The organism is Prescottella equi, assembly GCF_002094305.1.
Lineage (GTDB): Bacteria > Actinomycetota > Actinomycetes > Mycobacteriales > Mycobacteriaceae > Prescottella > Prescottella equi.
On sequence record NZ_LWTX01000002.1, the window covers coordinates 528,025 to 547,251 of the forward strand.

Here is a 19,227-nt window from a genome sequence, read left to right on the forward strand (position 1 = left end):
ACGCTTTCGACGTCACTGCGTCGGAACCGTCGTCGGCTACCTGGAAGATACGTGCTCGACGGTACGAGGTGGAACACGTGGGACCGCATGCTGTCAGTCGGAATGTGCGACTGCGTAGTGCTCGAGAACGGTCCGGGGGAGGCGCGATTTTCGGGGCAGTGGGTAGCCCTTCTCGTGCGCCCATCGGCGTACGACGGGCACACCGCTTTCGGGCACCAGCTCCGTTGCCCACCGCTTGTGGCCGCCGACGCGGCGGGCACGGCGGATGTAGCCGGCGAGAACATCACGCAGCTCTTTCGCGTTCTCGTCCCGTAAGTCGATGGAGTAGGTTTGCCCGTCCACGGAGAACTCGATCGTTTCTCCCCCAGCTTCGATCTTCTGTCCGTCGAGCTCGTCGATCGTTTCCACCATGATTCTGCACACCGCAGCTACCCCCCTGTTGCTGAATGCTGTTGGGGCCGACACGGATACCATGTCGGCCCCAACATCGGGTCCATCAGTGTGCCGTCGCCGCCCGATTCGGCCGACTCGAAGTCGTCACCGCATGCGGGGGACAACTCGTCATCGGGCGTGGGGCCTCGTTCCTCGGTGGCGCCGGTCAGGCTCCGCCGCTAGCTGAGTTCAGGCTCGACCAACCGGCACCTTCCATAGACGCGGTGAGCAAACCGACCATGGTGACGTTGCCGAGTCCGAGCAGCATATCCAAGAAGCCGTCGAAGTAATCGCTGGACATTCAGTGTCTCCTTACGACAAATCCTTGAGGAAATTGAATAAAAGCTGGCTGGACCCGACACCAGTGGGGGTGTCGTTCCCGAACCAGGACCCGGCTCCGACGATGAGCAGGTCCATGAAGAAGTCTTGCAGCGACATCACACGTTCACCCTTCTGTTGATTTCTGCACTCACACGTTCACGCCCAGAGACAGCGACACGGCTCGACCGATCAAGGCCGAGTACAGCGTCGGAATCATCTGGGTGACGGTCTGCCCCAGCGAGGCGGTGGCTTCGGCGATGGAAAGCAACGTATTACTCCGTTCCGGTCGAGGACGAGTCCATGGACATCGCGTTCAGTCCGTCCAGGGAGCCTCCGAGAATCGGGGCGAGTCCTGTGACGAATGTTCGCAGGGCAGTGAAGAAATCAACGGACATGCGGTAACCATTCTCTTGATACTTCGGATGAACGAAACCCCTTCGTGCCGGTGGGATTTGATAGCTTCCAAATCCCACCGGCACGAGTAGAGGGTGACGTCACTGGTGGTGACGTCGTTGCATCAGCGGACGATGTGGAACTTGTTCGCCGACTGAGTGATGGTGGGGAACGAGATGTAGATGTGGGCCAGGAAGTCGGACTCCTAGATGCCGGTGGACTCCCACTGGTTCGCCGGTGTGGTGCCGCTGCCCGGGGTCTCGAGCTTGACGTAGCCGCCGCTGGTCACAGTCGAAACCAGGGCTGACGTGCCCGTGATGCAGTAGCGGCCGTTGGCATCGGTCGTGGTGCTGTAGTCGGCCACGAATCCGCCGCCCGAGTTGTACAGCGTGCCCTTGACCGCGGCTCAGGAGACACCGGTCGCCGCGCTCGGCGGCGCCGCGTTGGCCACCCAGGAACCGCCCGTGTAGACGGTGCCACACATCTGGTAGTTCGCCGTGGGAACCGCGTTCAACGCGGGGCGGCATTGGCAACGCCAGTGCCGAGGAACGCCATTGCTGCTGCACCCGCGATCGCACCTGCGGCCGACAGCTTTGTCTTCACCTGCATGCTCGTCCTTCGTTCGGGTTGATGGCCCTCGTGGAGAAAGTCGCATCACATCGCTGCCGGGCCCGATACAGCATCGTGATGCGGATCACGCTAGATCACGGGAAATGAAACTTGTGCCGAATTCGTAAATCTACCGGGCAGTAGGTTTTCCGAATTCTCAAAGGGTCGAGTTGAGTTCGCTCGTGCTATCAAACGCTCGACAGGAAGCCACTCGGACTCTTAGTCGAAACACCCAAGACCACCTGCACGAATGCGAACTTTCGGAACCGGGAAACTGCAGCACACTCGATTCTTTACTTTTGTACTGCAGTGCAAAGGTAAAGAATGGAGCGAATCGCGATACGAGGACTCGGAGAGCTGCACCCTTGGTTGATGTCGTGGCTGCTGTTTCGAGTCGATGCGATGGCGCGCTCGACGGCTCGACGATCCTGGCGAAGTCCTCCTACCGCACGTAGCCGGTGGCCCTCTGCAGCCTACGCAGTGACCGACGCTCAGTACCGTCGTCGTGAACCCGCCGGATGGCATCGAACGCGGACTCATCGTCGTCGAACAGGGAGTCCGCTCGTCGCACACCACCAGCAGTAGTCGACGCGGTAGTGATATCCGCCGCCGAGTCACACTCGTCTCCTACGGTGTGATCGCCAGTTTCACCAACCGAAGCCGATGTCATGACCTGGAGCGTCTGTCGCGGACGCGGGCAGTTGCTCGCATTCGTGAACGAGACAGCCCCGGCCCGGGATGTCGAAATGAGACTGCAGGGCGTCGCAGTTGGCGGTAGGTCTGGAAGCCGCGATTGGACGGCGAAGCGTCCGCTCATGGAGCAGGGTGACGCCGTCACTTCGACCACCTCTGATGGCGATCGACTCGAGCAGACTGTGGATCGCCTACCACCATGACCGCCCGCGGCACCAGAGTGACCGCTACCGAGAGAAGGTTGACATGAGCCCTCCGTCACCTCCTCGGCGATCAAGAACGAAAACTCTGCACCATCGACACCGAGCCAGCTTTCGGCGTGGTCGACGAGGATTTCGTCCAGGGGGGGAGACGGACCGGACGAAGCCACGGGACGTTGTTGCCATCGCGAAGCGTGTCGAGTTCTCACCCGCATCCCGGCCGGATGGATCCTCGGCACACAAGAAACCCCCGCCGGACCCAATGGGCCGGACGGGGGTCGGGCGGTGCCCCCAGTAGGGCTCGAACCTACGACCTGCGGATTAAAAGTCCGTAGCTCTACCAACTGAGCTATAGGGGCGTGCGGGCAGAGTCTAGTGGGATCGACCGGCCGGAGGAAACTGCGCCCCGACACGACATCTCTCCTGCCGCGTTCGGGCAGCCCAGCGGCACTCGGCCGTCGGCGCTCGGTGCAGGAGAGTGTGCTCCACCGGCGCCGACGGCCACCCTCCCCCGAGGATTCGACGAAGGCCCCTCGAAAGGAAGAAAACTGTGAACGCCCCGCCTCCAGACAGACGGGGCGTTCAGCGGACTGTCGACAGCACCCGTAGCCGACGGCCGGCCCCCGCGCGGGGAGGCATCACCAGATCACCACACTGCGGCACCTGTCGGAAGCTCCGGAGCCGAGAACGGGCGCAACGGCCCACGGATCGGGGACCAAGGACCTACTTTTCGACTCGGTTTCGCCTCGGTTCAGCCGCGGACCCGTTGGAGTTCGGCATCCAGCCGGTCGTCGTAGGCGGTTGCGAGTTCACGCAACGCCACCGAGCAAGCGCCGCGATAGGCGGGGCCGTGCATCAGCCCGAGCACTGCCGGCTCCAGCTCCGCGAGCCCGCGCAGCGTCACTCCCAGCGCCGGCGTCAGCGCCGTCGCGTGTCCGCGGTCCTCCGCGTCCAGTGCCGGCTCGACGATGTCGTGGTCTGTCTCGGACATCGACCTGCCGAACGCGGTGAAGAAGTCACCACACAGCAGCGTGGAGGTCGTCTCCTCGAACATCAGTCCGGCGTCCCAGCCGTGAGGAACGTGTGGAGTCTCGATGCGACGTACCCGCCGGCCGCCGACGTCGATGACCTCCCCGTCGTCGAGCGGCCGCGGCGGACGGTCGGCGAGATATCCGATCTGCACGAAGCAGCCCATCGCTCCGTGCGCCACCTGAGCTCGTGGAGCGGCGGCCAGCCAGCGGTTCATGGACCCGCTCTCGTCGGCCTCGACGTGGCCGAACGTGATCCAGCGCAACGTGTCCAACGGCAACAGCTTCGACACGGCGGCGGAGACGACGGGGTAGAGCATCGGCATCCCGGTGTGGAACAGGAGCGGCTCGTCGCCGCGGATCAGGAACTGGTTCATCGGCAGGTCCGCCTCGTCGACGAACGTCGAGAGCCGGAAGATGTCGGCGGCGATCTCGGTGACCTCGGTGTCCATGTCCGGCCTCGCAGGAAGTCCTCCCCCGGCTCGCGGCCCCTGTCCCAGCCTTCGCCGATGACGAGCCCGACGCAAGGTCCGCGGGACCCGCGGGACGGGTCGGATCACATCTCGGGGCCGGGCGACTCTCCCGGTGACTGCGGCTCACGCTGGTGAAGGTCACCACGCAGCTTCGTCAGCTCGTTGCCGCGCTTGCGGTACCGGACATCCAGGAACACCGCCGCGGCGAACAGTAGGGCGCCGATGATCGCGCCCCACAGCGACGCGCCACGGAAGCCGGGCGCGTCGACGTCGAGCGTGCGCTCGCCCGCATGGGCGGCGCTGCTGTTGCCGAGCACGACCGACAGCGTGAGGAGGTTCGGGATCGCGACGACGATGCCGAGCACGAGAAGTGAGATCACCCAGATCCGAGCGTGCGTGCGGTGACGGGATCGCCACGCGAAGTAGAACAGCAGCAACGGAACTGCGGTGCACACCACCCCGTACAGCAGGCCCCACATGATGCCGCGGGAGAAGCTACCCGACGACAGCGAACCCACACTCTGCGACCACCAGCGGGGCAGGAACGCGGCCAGGATGAAATAGAGAGCGATCAACGCCACCGCGATCACGGCAGCCCAGATCGCTTTGCGCGCCCAGGCCGGCAGGCCGGACTTCGCGGGCGAGGTCGTGGAAGTGTCGCTCACGATGTGCCTCCTGTCGTCTGCGCGGAGTCCTCGGCGAGGACGACGCGCGCCAAGGTCTTGGGTGCGATCAGGGTGTAGGACGTGCGCACCCACTCCCGTAACTGGTCCCACCAGTCGTCCCGGCCGGATGGCGGCACGGTCAGCGAAATCCAGCCGTGCCGGCCGAGCCCGTACCCGGCGGGCCCCGCACCCGCCTCGGTGGCGACAACCGCCGCCGCTTCGTCGCGGGGCAATTTGAGTGACAAGCTCGACGCGTCCGGGTCGCTGAACACGAAATTCTTGCCGCGGACGCGGAACGTGGGATGCCCGCCCCACTCCTCGATGTCGACCCGCACCGCCTCGGGCAGCTCGTCGACGATCCGCTGCAGCCGAGTCATGTTCGCGACCATGGCGCGATTCTGTGCCCCCGCGTGCCGGGCCGCAAGCTTTTCGACGAGACGGTGTCGCGGGGGCGGTCGCCGTGTCAGCCTCGCCGCGCCCGCCGGAACATCGCTGACGCCGCCACCGCGGCGATCGCCAACAGCACCCCGACGAAGCCCACCGTCGCCGGCCACGCACCGTGCGCGTAGGCGATCCCCGCCGCGGCGCCGGCGACGCTCGAACCCAGGTAGTACGCGAACAGGTACATCGACGACGCCTCGGCGCGGTGCTCGGTCGCGAGAAGACCCACCCACCCGCTGGCCACCGAATGGGCTGCGAAGAACCCACCGGTGAAGAGCAACATCCCGGCCAGGACGAGCGGGAGCACGGCCCACAGTGTCACCACCAGCCCGGTGGCCATCGCGAGCACCGCGCCGAGCAGGACCGTGCCCCGACCGAACCGGTCCGCGGCCGCACCTGCCGCGGCCGACGTGTACGTCCCCGACAGATACAGCAGGAACACCAGGCCGACAAGCGCCTCCGGCAGCGAGAACGGGGCGTCGAGCAGTCGGAACCCGAGAAAGTTGTAGACGGAGACGAAACCGCCCATCAGCAGGAACCCCAGCACGAACAGCAGCGCCAGCGCCGGATTGCGCAGGTGCCCGCCCAGATTCGACAACACGATCCGCGGGCTCACCCGCTGCGGGCGGAAGTGGCGCGACGGCGGGAGTTTACGGGTCATCACGACGGCCAGTACGAGCGCCAGGAGCGAGGCGGCCTCCATCGCCCAGCGCCACGACGCGACGTCGAGCACCGTCGACGGCACCAGGCGGCCGACCAGACCGCCGATCGTGGTGCCGGCGACGTAGCGGCCCATCGCCGCGCCGAGGTCACGGGTATGGATCTCCTCCGCCAGGTAGGCCATAGCGACCGCGGGGATGCCGGCCAGCGCGACACCCTGCAGCGCACGTCCGATCAGCAGCACCTCGATTGTCGGACTGAACGGCAGAAGCACACCGAGCACGCTCGACACCGCCGCCGACGCCACCATCACCCGTGTGCGCCCGAACCGTTCGGACAGCGCACTCGCCGGGATGATCGCGAGCGCGACCATCCCGGTCGTGACCGACACCGCGAGCGCGGCCACCGCGGGCGGCACCGCGAACTCGTCGGTCAGCGCCGGCAACAGCGCCTGCGCCGAGTACATCGAGACGAAGGTGGTCAGTCCGGCCGCGAACAGCGCGACGGTGACGGCCCGGTACTCGCGGGTACCCCGAGTCGGCCGGACGTCGCGCACCGTCGCCTCCGCCGGCGTCTCGCTCGTGAGCGTGTGATCCATACGTTTCCTCCATGAACCATCCTCGCGAGACACCCGACGAGAAGGAAATGCATCTGTCAACAGTTGTTGATACGCCTTGTGCATAAGCTGAGCGGGTGAAATTGATCGAGGGTCTGCGCTGGTTCATCGCACTGGCCGAGACCGAGCAGGTGACGGCCGCGTCGGACATGCTGCGCATCTCCCAGCCGACGCTGTCGCGCCGCCTGGCCCGGCTCGAGCGGGACATCGGTGCCGAGCTGTTCGACCGGCACGGCCGACGCCTCGAACTCAACGACCGGGGCCGGGTGCTGCTCGAGCACGCCCGCCGGGCGGCCACGGAACTCGCCGCGGCCCAGCGCGAGATCGACGCGTTCGACAGCCCGGATCGAGGCACCGTCCGGCTGGGCTTCCTGCATTCGTTCGGCACCTGGCTCGTCCCGGACCTGCTCCGCGCCTACCGCGAGGCGCACCCGCGCGTGGCGTTCACGCTGTATCAGGACGCCGCTCGAACGCTCGTCGACCGGGTGGTCGAGGGACGCGACGACCTCGCCTTCGTCTCCCCCCGTCCGCGCACGTCCCAGGTGCACTGGACCCCGGTGACGTACCAGCGCCTCGCCCTGGCCGTGCCGTCCGGACATCCGCTGAGCTCCTGCGCCGACCTCGACCTCGGGGCCGCGGCGGACGAGCAGTTCATCGGGATGCACCAGGACTACGGGATGCGCCGCATCTTCGACGACCTGTGCGCCGAGGCCGGCGTCGTGCCGGAGGTCGTGTTCGAGTCGAGCGAACTCGCGACGATCGGAGGCTTGGTGTCGGCGTCGCTCGGTGTCGCGGTGATGCCGTGGCAGGAGCCCCGCTCGTGGCCTGACGGCGTCACCCTCGTCCCGCTGCGCGGCGCCGGGCGCGAGATCGGCATGATCCGGGCCGAAAGCCGTCCGCTGCCGCCTGTGGCGGACCGATTCCTGCGTTTCACAGCGGACTCACAGCGGGAGGAACCGCCGAAATCGGGTCCCAGCCAGGTCACCGACGTGTAACGTTCGCCACACGGGCGACGGTGCATCTGCACGGCGGGTGGGAACGTGCACCGCAACCGGCGTGGGGGCGTCCGGGAGACACCGATCGGTATGTTCCGAACCCTTTCCCACCGCCAAACCTACGGTACCGTAGGTTGTCAGCACGATCCTGAAGTACAGCGCCACAGGCATTCAGCGTCAACAACTTTCACGGAGGCAGATACCGATGTCGAGAGACCTCACTCAGCTCGAGCTGCTACAGGAGCTGCAGCCGGTCGCCGAAGAGAACGTCAATCGACATCTCTCCATGGCAAAGGATTGGCATCCGCACGATTACGTCCCGTGGGACGAGGGTCGGAACTTCGCGGCGTTGGGCGGCGAGGACTGGGATCCCGAACAGTCCCGTCTGGACGAGGTCGCGAAGGCCGCGATGATCACCAACCTGCTGACCGAGGACAACCTGCCGTCGTACCACCGCGAAATCGCGGAGAACTTCTCGCAGGACGGCGCGTGGGGTACGTGGGTCGGCCGTTGGACCGCCGAGGAGAACCGGCACGGCATCGTGATGCGCGACTACCTCGTCGTCACGCGCGGCGTCGACCCCGTGGAACTCGAGAACGCCCGCATGGTCCACATGACCAACGGCTACACGGCCCCCGGTGGCCCGCACTCGGGTCTGCTGACCTCGGTCGCCTACGTCACGTTCCAGGAACTGGCGACGCGCGTCTCGCACCGCAACACCGGCAAGGCCTGCCAGGACCCGATCGCCGACAAGATGCTCCAGCGCATCGCCGCGGACGAGAACCTGCACATGATCTTCTACCGCAACATCTGTGGTGCCGGTATGGACGTGGCGCCGGACCAGACCCTGCGCGCCGTGACCGATGTCATCAAGAACTTCCAGATGCCCGGCGCGGGTATGCCGAACTTCCGCCGCAACGGCGTGCTGATGGCCAAGCACGGCATCTACGACCTGCGTCAACATCTCGAAGAGGTCGTGATGCCGGTGCTCCGGAAGTGGAACGTCTTCGAACGCACCGACTTCACCGCACGCGGCGAGGACACCCGCGAGGAACTCGCCGCCTTCCTCGAGGGTCTCGAGAAGCAGGCCACCAAGTTCGAGGAGATGCGCGACCGCGCGCTCGCGCGGGACGCCGCGCGCGCGGAGAAGGCCTCCTGACAGGTCGCCACCTGCTCCGCTGCAGCTATCCTGTGCCCGGTACCGGATTCGGTGCCGGGCACAGTCTTTTCTCCCGAAGAATTATCCCGAGGTCTTCATGTCACCCCTTCGCATCGGTTCGCTCGAGCTGGGCAGCCCCGTCGTTCTCGCCCCCATGGCGGGCATCACGAACGTCGCGTTCCGCACGCTGTGCCGCGAACTCGAACTCGAACGTGCCGGCAGCACGTCGGGTCTGTACGTGTGCGAGATGGTGACCGCCCGCGCGCTCGTCGAACGTCATCCGGTGACGATGCACATGACCACGTGCGGCCCCACCGAGACGCCGCGGTCGCTGCAGCTGTACACGGTGGACCCGGAGATCACGTACCAGGCGGCGAAGATGATCGTCGACGAGAACCTCGCCGACCACATCGACATGAACTTCGGCTGCCCGGTCCCCAAGGTCACCCGCAAGGGCGGCGGCTCGGCCCTGCCCTACAAGCGCCGCCTGTTCGGACAGATCGTCGCAGCCGCGGTGAAGGCGACCGAGGGCACCGACATCCCCGTCACCGTGAAGATGCGGGTCGGCATCGACGCCGAACACCACACCCACCTCGACGCCGGCCGGATCGCCGCCGCGGAGGGGGCCGCTGCCGTCGCGCTGCACGGCCGAACCGCCGCCCAGCGCTACTCCGGCCAGGCCGACTGGTCCGAGATCGCACGGCTCAAGGAGCACGTCACCGACGTCCCGGTGCTCGGTAACGGCGACATCTTCGCCGCCGAGGACGCCGAGAAGATGATGTCCGAGACCGGCTGCGACGGGGTCGTGGTCGGACGCGGTTGCCTCGGCCGACCGTGGCTGTTTGCCGAGCTGAGCGCTGCCCTCAACGGCACCGAGATGCCGGTCCCGCCGAACCTCGGCGAGGTCGCCGCGATCATGATGCGGCACGGGCGACTGCTCGCCGATCATCACGGGGAGGACAAGGGCATGCGCGAGATGCGCAAGCACATCGCCTGGTACATGCGAGGCTTCCCGGCCGGCTCCGAGCTGCGGAACGGCATGGCCCGGGTGTCGTCCCTGGCCGAACTCGAGGGGTTCCTCGGCCAGCTCGATCCGACGGTGCCGTTCCCCAAGGACGCCGAGGGCCCGCGTGGTCGACAGGGCTCGCCCGGCACCGTCGCCCTCCCCGACGGCTGGCTCGACGACCCGGAGGACACGCTCGTCCCGGCCGGCGCCGACGTCATGCATTCCGGCGGATAGCCCCGGCCGCGGGTAGCCCGCGCCTACACTCCGAAGAAGCCTGCAGTTCCTCGAGGATTCTTCCGGAGGTAGACGTCGTGGCCGCTTCCCCAGCAGTTTCGGACCCCTGGCCCGCACTGCGGGTCGACGACTGGCAGCCCACCCGCGACACCCTGCACATGTGGACGCAGATCGTCGGGAAGGTCCGCATGGCGCACACTCCGCTGGTCAATCACTGGTGGCAGGTGCCGCTGTACGTGAGTGCGCGGGGACTGACGACGTCGGCGATCCCGTACCGCACCCGTGTGTTCGAGATCGAGTTCGACCTGTCCGGCCACCGGCTGGCGATCCGCGACAGCAGCGGCGCGCATCGCGAGTTTCCGCTCGAACCGATGCCGGTGGCAGATTTCTACGCGCGCGTCCTGCGGATCCTCGACGAGCTGGGCATCGAGACGCACATCCAGCCGACGCCCAACGAGGTGCCCGACGCCGTCCCGTTCGCGGAGGACACGGTCCACGACTCGTACGACCCCGCTGCCGTGAGCCTGTTCTGGAAGCAGCTCATCCAGGCCGATCGCGGCCTGCACATGTTCCGGTCGTACTTCATCGGCAAGGTCAGCCCGGTGCACTTCTTCTGGGGTTCGTTCGACTTGGCGTGCACCCGGTTCTCCGGACGGGCCGCTCCCCCGCATCCGGGTGGCGCCCCCAACTGCGGCGACTGGGTGATGGTCGAGGGGTACTCGCGGGAGCTGTCGAGCTGTGGTTTCTGGCCGGGCGGCGGCGAGGAGGGCGCGTTCTACGCGTACGCGTATCCCGAGCCGGACGGCTTCGCGGACTACCCGGTAGCGCCCGGGCAGGCGTTCTACAGCCCGGATTTCCGCCAGTTCCTGCTGCCTTACGAGACTGTCCGCACCGCTGCGGACCCCGACGCCACGCTGCAGCAATTTCTGCAGACCACCTACGCTGCGGCCGCCGATCGGGGCGGGTGGGACCGGGCCGCACTCGAGTGCGATCCGCACCGCTGGGACAGCCGCCACTGATCTTTCCGATACCGGCGATGCCGAACTTCCCCACCGCGCACTGATGCCCCGGAGGGCGTCGATCAGTATCATTGCGACGTCGTCGAGCGACGGTATCTTTTTTGGAGGCGGAGAGGTCAGGGCGAACAGGTGGGTGACGAGCACAATCCCGGTCACGCCGCGCCGGAAGGCCGGGCCCCCTGGGAACGCCCAATCGCCGACCCCGACTATCGCGAAGCGACCGGTCACCGCCGCCGCGACGGCGAGTCCGGTCGCCGGGCCCTGGACGACGACCCCAGCGAGCAGCTGTCCGTCGCCGAACTCATGCAGAAGATGGGGCGCACCGCCCCCGTCGCCTCGGGGGGCCGCCGAGCGCGGCCGGACGAGGCCGAGGACGGCGACGAGATCGACGAGGCGCCCGGGATCGCCGAACCGGAGGTGCAGTCCCCTCCCGGCTTCGATGCCGAAGCCACCGAGATCATTCCCGCCGTCACCGACGCGCCACCCGCCGACTCCTGGTCCGGCCACGCGCCGGAACCGGAGGAACCCAACTGGGTCGAGCAGGCCGTCACGACGGCGTCCCCGCAAGCGGTCGGCACCCCCAACCGCTCCCGCCTCGCCGAGAACAAGACCCGTAAGCGCCGCAAGGCGCTCGTTGTCGGGCGGTCGATGGTCGCCTTCGTCGCCGTCATGGCGTTGCTCGCGACCGGAACGGTGTGGGGTTACCTCCGCTCCGCCGAGGGCCGCTTCTCGCAGATCGCCGCACTCGACACCGACTCCGCGGACATCGTCGACCCCGGCGGTCAGATGGGCGACGAGAACTACCTGATCGTCGGTACCGACACCCGTGCCGGCGCGTCCGGCGCGATCGGCGCCGGCACCGTCGAGGACGCCGAGGGCGCCCGCTCCGACACCGTGATGCTGGTCCATGTGCCGGCCGACCGCAGCCGCGTCGTCGCGGTCTCGTTCCCCCGCGACCTGGACGTCGAGCGTCCGGTGTGCCAGGCCTGGGACAACGACACCGGCACCTACACCGACGAGACGTACCCGGCCGCGGACGGCGACAAGCTCAACGCGACCTACGCGCTCGGCGGACCGAAGTGCCTCGTGAAGGTCATCCAGAAGATGTCCGGACTGCAGATCAAGCACTTCGTCGGCATGGACTTCGCGGGCTTCGAGAGCATGGTCGACACGGTCGGCGGCGTGAACGTGTGCATCCCGCAGCCGTTGATCGACGGCGAACTCGGCAACGTCCTGCCCGTTGCCGGCAACCAGACGCTGGACGGTCGCAAGGCCCTCGACTACGTCCGTGCCCGCCACGTGGAGGCCGAGGGCAACGGCGACTACGGCCGGATCAAGCGGCAGCAGCTGTTCCTGTCGGCGCTGCTGCGCGAGGCGATGTCGAGCAAGGTGCTGTTCGATCCGGGCAAACTCAACGGCTTCATCAACGCCTTCACCCGTGCCACGTTCGTCGAGGGCGTCGACACCCGGTCGCTGCTGACGCTCGGGCAGTCACTGCGCAACGTCGATGCCGGAGCGGTCACCTTCATCACCGTCCCCACCGCCGGCACCAACGACTGGGGCAACGAGATCCCGCGACTCGACGACATCAAGGCGATCTTCCAGGCCATCATCGACGACCAGCCGCTGCCCGGTGAGGAGCGCACGTCCGGCGACAAGAAGGAGACCACGCCGGCGCCCGCACCGGACATCACCGAACTCGCGTCGGCCCCCGAGGAGCTGTCGGTGCAGGTCTCCAACGGCTCCGGGGTCTCCGGCCTGGCCGCCGGCACGGCCGATCGGCTCGCCGCCTACGGCTTCGGCATCTACAGCGTCGGCAACTACAGCTCGACCAGCCGCCAGACGATCGTGCGCTTCGCCCCCGGCCTCGAGGCCGAGGCCGCGACTCTCGCGTCGGCGATACCGGGCGCCGTGCTCGAGTCGACGTCGGGGCTGGGCAGCATCGTCGAGGTGGTGCTCGGCACCGAGTTCGACGGCACGCTCACCGCACCGGCCGCACCCGGCACGCCCGTCGACTCCGGTCCGACGCGCATCTCCGTCGAGGAGGACGCCGAACTGCCCGCCGACCTGGCCGTCACGAACGCCACCGACAACCCCTGCGCCTGAGCCCGGAACTGTCCCGGTCATTCACCCGCCGTTCACCCGACCGTGGTGACTTGGTTTCCGGCACGCCGTAGGCTGTGACCTCATGCGCGTCGCTTACAACGAACAGATGACCGAGCTCGCCGACACCCTCGGCGAGATGGCGGGCTTGGCCGGAGCGGCCATGGAGAAGGCAACCCAGGCACTCCTGCAGGCGGACCTCGGGCTCGCTGAGCAGGTCATCGGCGAGCACGAGAAGATCACCGAGCTGAGCGTCATCGCCGAGGAGCGGGCTTTCGCGCTGCTCGCGCTGCAGGCCCCGGTGGCCGGGGATCTCCGATCGGTGGTCAGCGGCATCCAGATCGTCTCGGACATCGACCGCATGGGTGTTCTCGCGCTGCACGTCGCCAAGATCACCCGCCGTCGGCACCCCAACCACGTCCTCCCCGAGGAGGTCAACGGGTACTTCGCCGAGATGGGCCGCATCGCCGTCGCGCTCGGCGCGGGCGCCAAGGAGGTCCTCGAGACCCGCGACCCCGAACGTGCCGCGAAGATGCACGAAGAGGACGACGCGATGGACGACCTCCACCGCCACCTGTTCAGCGTGCTCATGGACCGTGAATGGAAGCACGGTGTCGCTGCCGCCGTCGACGTGACCCTCCTCGGCCGCTTCTACGAGCGCTTCGCCGACCACACCGTCGAGGTCGCGCGCCGGGTGATCTTCCTCGTCACCGGCAAGATGCCCGTCGAGCCCAGCAACGAGTCCGACGACCTCACCACCTATCCGGAGCTGTAGCGAACGGACACCGAGCGCCCGTCGGGATTCCTTCCCGGCGGGCGCTTCGCGTCGGACAGGGCATGATCGACACGTGCGCCTGCCTCCACACCTCGAGCGATCGACCGGCATCGTCGGAGTGTTGTGCGCCCTGTACGGGACGGTGGGCCTGCTCGCGTCGACCGTCCCGGTGGAGAACCGGTTCGTCGTCCTGCTGGCGGGCCGGACGCCGTCCCTGCTGCTGCTGACGTTGTTCGGCGCGATCGTCGCCACCGTGGGCCGGCGATGGCGTGCGTCCGCCGCCTGCCTTGCCGTGTGCGCTCTGGGGACCTGGCTGCTCGCACCGCTGTTCATCCCCGGAGCAGACGGCGTGTCCCCCGCGTCTGCCACCGGCCCCACCGTTCGCGTCATGCAGGCAAACGTCAAGGTGGGCCAGGCCGATCCGGATGCACTCGTGCGGACGGTCCGCGACCGGGACGTCGACATCCTGACCGTGCAGGAGCTGACCGACGAGTCGATCGAGGCGCTGGAACGAGCGGGACTCGACGACGTACTGCCCCACCGATTCGTGGTGTCGTACGGTCCGGGCGGCCAGGGCGGCGGGGTCTACAGCCGATTCCCGCTGTCGAACACCCACAACCTGCCCGACTTCTTCTCGGTGAACCTCACCGCGGACATCGACGTCGGGCTGCGGGAACCGCTGACGCTGTTGGCGGTTCACCCCGCACCCGCGTATCTGTTCCCGGCGCAGCTGTGGGCGGCCGAACTGCGCGGCATCCACGACGAGATGCGCTCGTTCGCCGGGCGCGACAACGTCGTCGTCAGCGGTGACTTCAACGCGAGCTACACCCAGCCGCAGTACCGCGCGCTGCTCACCGACGGTTACGCCGACACGGCCGATCAGTTGGGCGCCGGGCTGGTTCCGACGATGCCGGCGGCGCGCTGGTATCCGGCCGTCACCGGGATCGACCGCGTCATCACCAAGGGTGCCGTTGCGACGGATCTGGAACGCATCGACATCGTCGGATCCGACCATCACGGCCTGCTCGTCGACGTCCGGCTGCGCACCGACGGCTCGTAAGTTCCGTTCCCCGTCCGGCCAGATCCCCTCCCCGCCAAAGCAATCGACAGAACGAACGGACGCCGGTCAAACGTCTGACGCACCCGCGTGCACGACATTCCGGTACCGACATGTCTACCGCCGCGGGCGTCACGGATTTCGTTGACACGCCGTCCAGCGAGTGCCATTGTGTGAGCATTCCGAGCGTGGTCGGTCCACCACTCGACCGCAGATCCATGTGCAGCACTCACTTCGAAGTTCGTCATCGCAACGTCGTCTCGTAGAGGGGAATCCGCAACATGAAGACCAAGGGCGCAATTCTGTGGGGGCTCGACGAACCGTGGTCGGTCGAGGAGATCGACCTCGGCGATCCCCGCGAGGGCGAGGTCCAGGTGGAACTGGCCGCGTCGGGCCTGTGCCACTCGGACCACCACCTCGTCACCGGCGACATCGCGCTGCCGAGCTTCCCCGCGCTCGGCGGGCACGAGGGTGCGGGCGTGATCAGCAAGGTGGGCCCGGGCGTCAAGGGGCTGGCGGAGGGTGATCACGTGGTGCTCTCCTTCATCCCCGCCTGCGGCCAGTGCGCCCAATGTTCCACGGGCCACCAGAATCTCTGCGACCTCGGCATGTATCTGCTCACCGGGCAGGCCATCTCCGACGGCACCCACCGCGTGCAGGCGCGAGGGAAGGACGTCATCCCGATGTGCCTGCTGGGCACGTTCTCGCCGTACGTGACCGTGAACCAGTTCTCGGTGGTGAAGATCGAGCCGTACATCTCGCTGGAGGCGGCGGCTCTCGTCGGCTGCGGTGTCACCACCGGATGGGGATCGGCCGTCAACATCGCGGACGTCCGCCCGGGTGAAACCGTGATCGTCGCCGGCGTCGGCGGCATCGGCATCAATGCGGTTCAGGCCGCGGCAGCGGCCGGCGCCGAGCGGATCATCGCGATCGACCCGGTCGAGTTCCATCGGGACCAGGCCAAGCGCTTCGGCGCCACCCACACGTTCGCCTCCATGGCGGAAGCCATCGAGCCGGTCATGGAGATCACCTGGGGCCGCATGGCCGACAAGGTGATGCTGGCGATGGGCGTGGTGCACGGCGAGGACATCGAGCCGGCGATGATCCTGACCGCCAAGGGCGGAAGGTGCGTCGTCATCGGCCTGGCCTCGGTCACCGACATGGATACCCGACTCAGCCTGTTCCAGCTGTCGATGCTGCAGAAGCAGCTGTGCGGCACGATCTTCGGCGGGGCCAACCCTCGCAAGGACATCCCGTCACTGCTGTCGATGTACCACTCCGGCAAGCTGAACCTCGACGATCTCATCACCAAGACCTACCGGCTCGAAGAGATCAACGACGGCTACCAGGACATGCTGGAGGGCAGGAACATTCGCGGCGTGATCCGGTACACGGACGCCGATCGGAGCTGAACCGACCTGACGCGAACGACCGTACGAGCGGGACACGACGAGGCCCGGTGCGTCGATAAGCACCGGGCCTCGTCGTGGAAGCAGATCAGCCGAAACGGCCCGAGATGTAGTCCTCGGTCGCCTTCTGGGTGGGATTGGAGAAGATCTTCTCGGTGTCGTCGATCTCGATGAGCCGGCCCGGCTTGCCGGTGGCCTCGAGGTTGAAGAACGCCGTCTGGTCGCTCACGCGCGCAGCCTGCTGCATGTTGTGCGTGACGATGACGATCGTGAAGTCCTTCTTCAGTTCGGTGATGAGATCCTCGATCGCGAGCGTCGAGATCGGATCCAGCGCCGAGCACGGCTCGTCCATCAGCAGAACGTCCGGCGAGACCGCGATCGCGCGAGCGATGCACAGACGCTGCTGCTGACCACCCGAGAGACCGCCGCCCGGCTTGTCGAGGCGGTCCTTGACCTCGTTCCACAGGTTCGCTCCGCGCAGCGACTGCTCGGCGATCTCGTCGAGCTTCTTCTTGTCGCGCATGCCCTGCAGCTTGAGCCCGGCGACCACGTTGTCGCGGATCGACATCGTGGGGAACGGGTTGGGCCGCTGGAACACCATGCCGATGGTCTTGCGGACGCCGACCGGGTCGACCGACGAGCCGTAGATGTCCTCGCCGTCGAGCAGCACGGAGCCCTCGACGCGGGCGCCCGGGGTGACCTCGTGCATGCGGTTGAGTGAACGCAGCACCGTCGACTTGCCACAGCCCGACGGGCCGATGAACGCGGTGACGCTGCGCGGGGGCACCGACAGCCCGACATCGGCGACGGCGTGGAACTTGCCGTAGTAGATGTTGACGTCCTTGAGATCCAGACGCTTGGCCATTATCGGCTCCCTACTGGTGCGAGCGTCAGCTCGAGTATGTGCTTATGAGGTTCTGGGGTTGCGGCGATTGCGCCGATCGCCGCTTGTTCGGTGCTCACTTGTTGCGCACCGTGGTGAAGTGGCCGATCACCTTCGCGATGATGTTGAGGACCGCGATGAGGAGGATCAAGGTCAGGGCCGCGCCCCAGATCCGGTTGGAGCCGGCGTCGGTGGGGTTGTTCATCTCCGCGACCATCACGCCCGGCAGCGTCCCCATCTCTCCACCGAACAGGTTGAAGTTGATGAACGGCGCGTAGCCCACCAGGATCAGCAGCGGCGCGGTCTCACCGAGGACGCGGGCCAGGGCCAGCATGACGCCGGTGATGATGCCGGGCAGGGCGGTCGGAACGACGATGCGGGCGATGGTCTTCCACTTGGGCACGCCCAGCGCGTACGACGCCTCGCGCAGGTCGTCCGGCACGATCCGCAGCATCTCCTCGGTGCTGCGGACCACGACCGGAACCATCAGCAGCACCAGTGCGAGCGACACTGCGAACGCCGACTTGGGGAAGCCGAACGTCGCGATCCACAGCGCGTAGATGAACAGGGCCGCGACGATCGACGGGACACCGGAGAGGATGTCGACCATGAACGTGGTGAGCTTGCCGAGCCGCGAATTACCCGAGTACTCCACGAGATAGACCGCGACGAACAAACCGAGCGGGACGGACAGCGCGGCGCAGACGAGTCCCTGCATCAGCGTCCCGATGAGGGCGTGGTAGATGCCGCCGCCCTCGGCCGAGGCCGACAATCCGCTCAGCGAATGGGTGAACCACGTCTGCGACATGATGGCACTGATGCCCTTGACCACCACCGTCCACAGCACCCACACGAGCGGCACGAGCGCGATGAGGACGGACAGGGTCACCAGCACCGTGGCGGTGAGATCGGTGGAGCGGCGGCGGAATCCGACACCCTGGAAGGCGGGCGCCTTGATCGGCTTGTCGAGGACGCTGGTCATCGGTCAGTCCCGCTTTCCGGCGATCGCGGCACGCGCTGCCGCGTTGACCACGAAGGTGAGCACGAACAGGACCAGGCCGGCGGCGATGTAGGCACCCGCCTGGATGTTGTTGTTGAACTCGGCGTAGCCGAGGGCGATCTTCGATGCGATCGTCGAACCGCTGTCGAAGAGCGATCCACTGAACGCCTGCGACGTGGTGCGCAGGATCATGTACAGCGCCATGGTCTCGCCCAGCGCGCGGCCCAGACCGAGCATCGAGCCGCTGATGTAGCCGGACTTGCCGAACGGAATGACCGTGGTGCGCACCACTTCCCAACGGGTGGCGCCGAGCGCGAGCGCGGCCTCGACGTGCGCCTTGGGTGTCTGGGCGAACACCTCGCGGGTCACCGCGGTGATCACCGGCAGGATCATCACCGCGAGCACGATGCCGGCCGTGAAGATGGTGCCGCCACCGCGGATGGAGCCGCTGCCGTCGGCGAAGATGGGAATCCATCCGAGATGCTCGTTGAGCCACACCGCGAGCGGTGCGATGGCCGGAGCGAACACCAGCAGCCCCCACAGGCCGTAGACGATCGACGGCACCGCGGCGAGCAGGTCGATCACGTACGCGAGCGGCCGGGACAGCTTCTTCGGCGCGTACTCGGTGAGGAAGATCGCGATACCGAGCGCCACCGGCATCGCCAGCACCAGCGCGAACACCGACACCATCACCGTGACCAGCAACAGGTCCAGGACGCCGAACGCCATCGCGTTGATGTTGTCGGTGTCCCACACCCGGCTGGTGAGGAAGTTGACCTCGTTGCGCTGCAGCGCGGGGACTGCACGCCAGATCAGGAAAATGCCGACCGCAGCTACCAGCAGCGTGATGAAGACCGCCGATCCCGATGCGAGTGATCCGAAGATCCGGTCGCCGGGACGGGTGACCGTCTTGTTCTTCGTGGCCTGTGGGGTAGTGATCGGGGCCTCCGGGTTACCGTGCGGACCGCCCACCCCGGCCCCGCCGTCCGCGGGGTCGGAGGCGCGTGGTGTCGACCTTGTGCTCGCGTCAGTCATCTGCGCTCACATTCTCCGTCT

At 67.0% G+C, this 19,227-nt stretch carries 18 protein-coding genes and 1 tRNA gene; 8 read left to right on the forward strand and 11 right to left on the reverse strand.

Going from position 1 to position 19,227, the window contains the following annotated elements; translation table 11 throughout:
* Window positions 1-93 precede the first annotated feature (93 nt).
* From A6I89_RS08130 to A6I89_RS08155, 8 genes are all read right to left on the reverse strand, one after another.
* On the reverse strand, window positions 94-408 hold the full coding sequence (locus A6I89_RS08130; protein WP_157349025.1) for a histone-like nucleoid-structuring protein Lsr2: 315 nt from the start codon (window positions 406-408) through the stop codon (window positions 94-96).
* 190 nt (window positions 409-598) lie between these two features.
* Entirely contained in the window at window positions 599-733 is a 135-nt protein-coding gene (locus tag A6I89_RS24935; protein ID WP_255221270.1) for a hypothetical protein, read from the reverse strand.
* 618 nt (window positions 734-1,351) lie between these two features.
* Window positions 1,352-1,510 carry a hypothetical protein gene (locus A6I89_RS24610; protein ID WP_157349024.1) on the reverse strand — a complete coding sequence of 53 codons (159 nt, stop codon included), beginning with the start codon at window positions 1,508-1,510 and terminating at the stop codon, window positions 1,352-1,354.
* A gap of 1,424 nt (window positions 1,511-2,934) precedes the next feature.
* A tRNA-Lys gene (locus A6I89_RS08135) sits at window positions 2,935-3,007 on the reverse strand.
* Window positions 3,008-3,399: 392 nt separating this feature from the next.
* Window positions 3,400-4,128 carry an oxygen-binding di-iron domain-containing protein gene (locus A6I89_RS08140; RefSeq protein WP_022594246.1) on the reverse strand — a complete coding sequence of 243 codons (729 nt, stop codon included), beginning with the start codon at window positions 4,126-4,128 and terminating at the stop codon, window positions 3,400-3,402.
* Between the two features lie 104 nt (window positions 4,129-4,232).
* Entirely contained in the window at window positions 4,233-4,814 is a 582-nt protein-coding gene (locus A6I89_RS08145; RefSeq protein WP_005515331.1) for a hypothetical protein, read from the reverse strand.
* Window positions 4,811-5,203 carry an MmcQ/YjbR family DNA-binding protein gene (locus A6I89_RS08150; protein WP_022594244.1) on the reverse strand — a complete coding sequence of 131 codons (393 nt, stop codon included), beginning with the start codon at window positions 5,201-5,203 and terminating at the stop codon, window positions 4,811-4,813. Before A6I89_RS08150 ends, A6I89_RS08145 begins: the two co-directional genes overlap by 4 nt.
* A gap of 74 nt (window positions 5,204-5,277) precedes the next feature.
* Window positions 5,278-6,513, reverse strand: coding sequence for an MFS transporter (locus A6I89_RS08155; RefSeq protein ID WP_005515333.1), 1,236 nt, complete (start codon window positions 6,511-6,513; stop codon window positions 5,278-5,280).
* A gap of 95 nt (window positions 6,514-6,608) precedes the next feature.
* Here A6I89_RS08155 and A6I89_RS08160 point away from each other — a divergent pair, with 95 nt between their 5' ends.
* The 8 genes from A6I89_RS08160 (at window position 6,609) to A6I89_RS08195 (ending at window position 16,291) form a co-directional block, all read left to right on the forward strand.
* A complete protein-coding gene (locus tag A6I89_RS08160; RefSeq protein WP_022594242.1) occupies window positions 6,609-7,526 on the forward strand; it encodes a LysR family transcriptional regulator in 918 nt (305 codons plus the stop codon).
* Between the two features lie 205 nt (window positions 7,527-7,731).
* Entirely contained in the window at window positions 7,732-8,685 is a 954-nt protein-coding gene (locus A6I89_RS08165) for an acyl-ACP desaturase (RefSeq protein ID WP_022594240.1), read from the forward strand.
* Window positions 8,686-8,782: 97 nt separating this feature from the next.
* Window positions 8,783-9,925 (forward strand): tRNA dihydrouridine synthase DusB, encoded by a 1,143-nt coding sequence (dusB, locus tag A6I89_RS08170; protein WP_084978812.1) that lies wholly within the window; start codon window positions 8,783-8,785, stop codon window positions 9,923-9,925.
* A gap of 77 nt (window positions 9,926-10,002) precedes the next feature.
* Window positions 10,003-10,944: a DUF5996 family protein gene (locus A6I89_RS08175; protein ID WP_005515350.1), complete on the forward strand. Its 942-nt coding sequence runs from the start codon at window positions 10,003-10,005 to the stop codon at window positions 10,942-10,944.
* 129 nt (window positions 10,945-11,073) lie between these two features.
* Window positions 11,074-13,050 carry an LCP family protein gene (locus A6I89_RS08180; RefSeq protein WP_022594238.1) on the forward strand — a complete coding sequence of 659 codons (1,977 nt, stop codon included), beginning with the start codon at window positions 11,074-11,076 and terminating at the stop codon, window positions 13,048-13,050.
* A gap of 82 nt (window positions 13,051-13,132) precedes the next feature.
* Window positions 13,133-13,822 carry a phosphate signaling complex protein PhoU gene (phoU, locus tag A6I89_RS08185; RefSeq protein ID WP_022594237.1) on the forward strand — a complete coding sequence of 230 codons (690 nt, stop codon included), beginning with the start codon at window positions 13,133-13,135 and terminating at the stop codon, window positions 13,820-13,822.
* A 73-nt stretch (window positions 13,823-13,895) separates the two neighbouring features.
* Window positions 13,896-14,882 carry an endonuclease/exonuclease/phosphatase family protein gene (locus A6I89_RS08190; RefSeq protein ID WP_022594236.1) on the forward strand — a complete coding sequence of 329 codons (987 nt, stop codon included), beginning with the start codon at window positions 13,896-13,898 and terminating at the stop codon, window positions 14,880-14,882.
* Between the two features lie 278 nt (window positions 14,883-15,160).
* Complete coding sequence (locus A6I89_RS08195) at window positions 15,161-16,291, forward strand: NDMA-dependent alcohol dehydrogenase (RefSeq protein ID WP_005515354.1); 1,131 nt, start codon at window positions 15,161-15,163, stop codon at window positions 16,289-16,291.
* An 85-nt stretch (window positions 16,292-16,376) separates the two neighbouring features.
* On the opposite strand, the gene pstB is transcribed toward A6I89_RS08195, so the two are convergent.
* The 3 genes from pstB to pstC form a co-directional block, all read right to left on the reverse strand.
* Complete coding sequence (gene pstB, locus A6I89_RS08200; protein WP_005515355.1) at window positions 16,377-17,153, reverse strand: phosphate ABC transporter ATP-binding protein PstB; 777 nt, start codon at window positions 17,151-17,153, stop codon at window positions 16,377-16,379.
* 94 nt (window positions 17,154-17,247) lie between these two features.
* The gene (gene pstA, locus A6I89_RS08205) at window positions 17,248-18,153 is read right to left on the reverse strand and encodes a phosphate ABC transporter permease PstA (RefSeq protein WP_022594235.1); all 906 of its coding nucleotides are present in this window, start codon (window positions 18,151-18,153) and stop codon (window positions 17,248-17,250) included.
* Between the two features lie 3 nt (window positions 18,154-18,156).
* Window positions 18,157-19,206 (reverse strand): phosphate ABC transporter permease subunit PstC, encoded by a 1,050-nt coding sequence (gene pstC, locus A6I89_RS08210; protein WP_005515357.1) that lies wholly within the window; start codon window positions 19,204-19,206, stop codon window positions 18,157-18,159.
* Between the last annotated feature and the right edge of the window lie 21 nt (window positions 19,207-19,227).

Coding starts and splice junctions, on each gene's coding strand:
- A6I89_RS08155 (WP_005515333.1), bottom strand. CDS start 6,513: ATGGATCACACGCTCACGAGCGAGACGCCGGCGGAGGCGACGGTGCGC.
- A6I89_RS08165 (WP_022594240.1), top strand. CDS start 7,732: ATGTCGAGAGACCTCACTCAGCTCGAGCTGCTACAGGAGCTGCAGCCG.
- A6I89_RS08140 (WP_022594246.1), bottom strand. CDS start 4,128: ATGGACACCGAGGTCACCGAGATCGCCGCCGACATCTTCCGGCTCTCG.
- pstB (WP_005515355.1), bottom strand. CDS start 17,153: ATGGCCAAGCGTCTGGATCTCAAGGACGTCAACATCTACTACGGCAAG.
- A6I89_RS24935 (WP_255221270.1), bottom strand. CDS start 733: ATGTCCAGCGATTACTTCGACGGCTTCTTGGATATGCTGCTCGGACTC.
- A6I89_RS08150 (WP_022594244.1), bottom strand. CDS start 5,203: ATGGTCGCGAACATGACTCGGCTGCAGCGGATCGTCGACGAGCTGCCC.
- pstA (WP_022594235.1), bottom strand. CDS start 18,153: ATGACCAGCGTCCTCGACAAGCCGATCAAGGCGCCCGCCTTCCAGGGT.
- dusB (WP_084978812.1), top strand. CDS start 8,783: ATGTCACCCCTTCGCATCGGTTCGCTCGAGCTGGGCAGCCCCGTCGTT.
- A6I89_RS08195 (WP_005515354.1), top strand. CDS start 15,161: ATGAAGACCAAGGGCGCAATTCTGTGGGGGCTCGACGAACCGTGGTCG.
- phoU (WP_022594237.1), top strand. CDS start 13,133: ATGCGCGTCGCTTACAACGAACAGATGACCGAGCTCGCCGACACCCTC.
- pstC (WP_005515357.1), bottom strand. CDS start 19,206: ATGACTGACGCGAGCACAAGGTCGACACCACGCGCCTCCGACCCCGCG.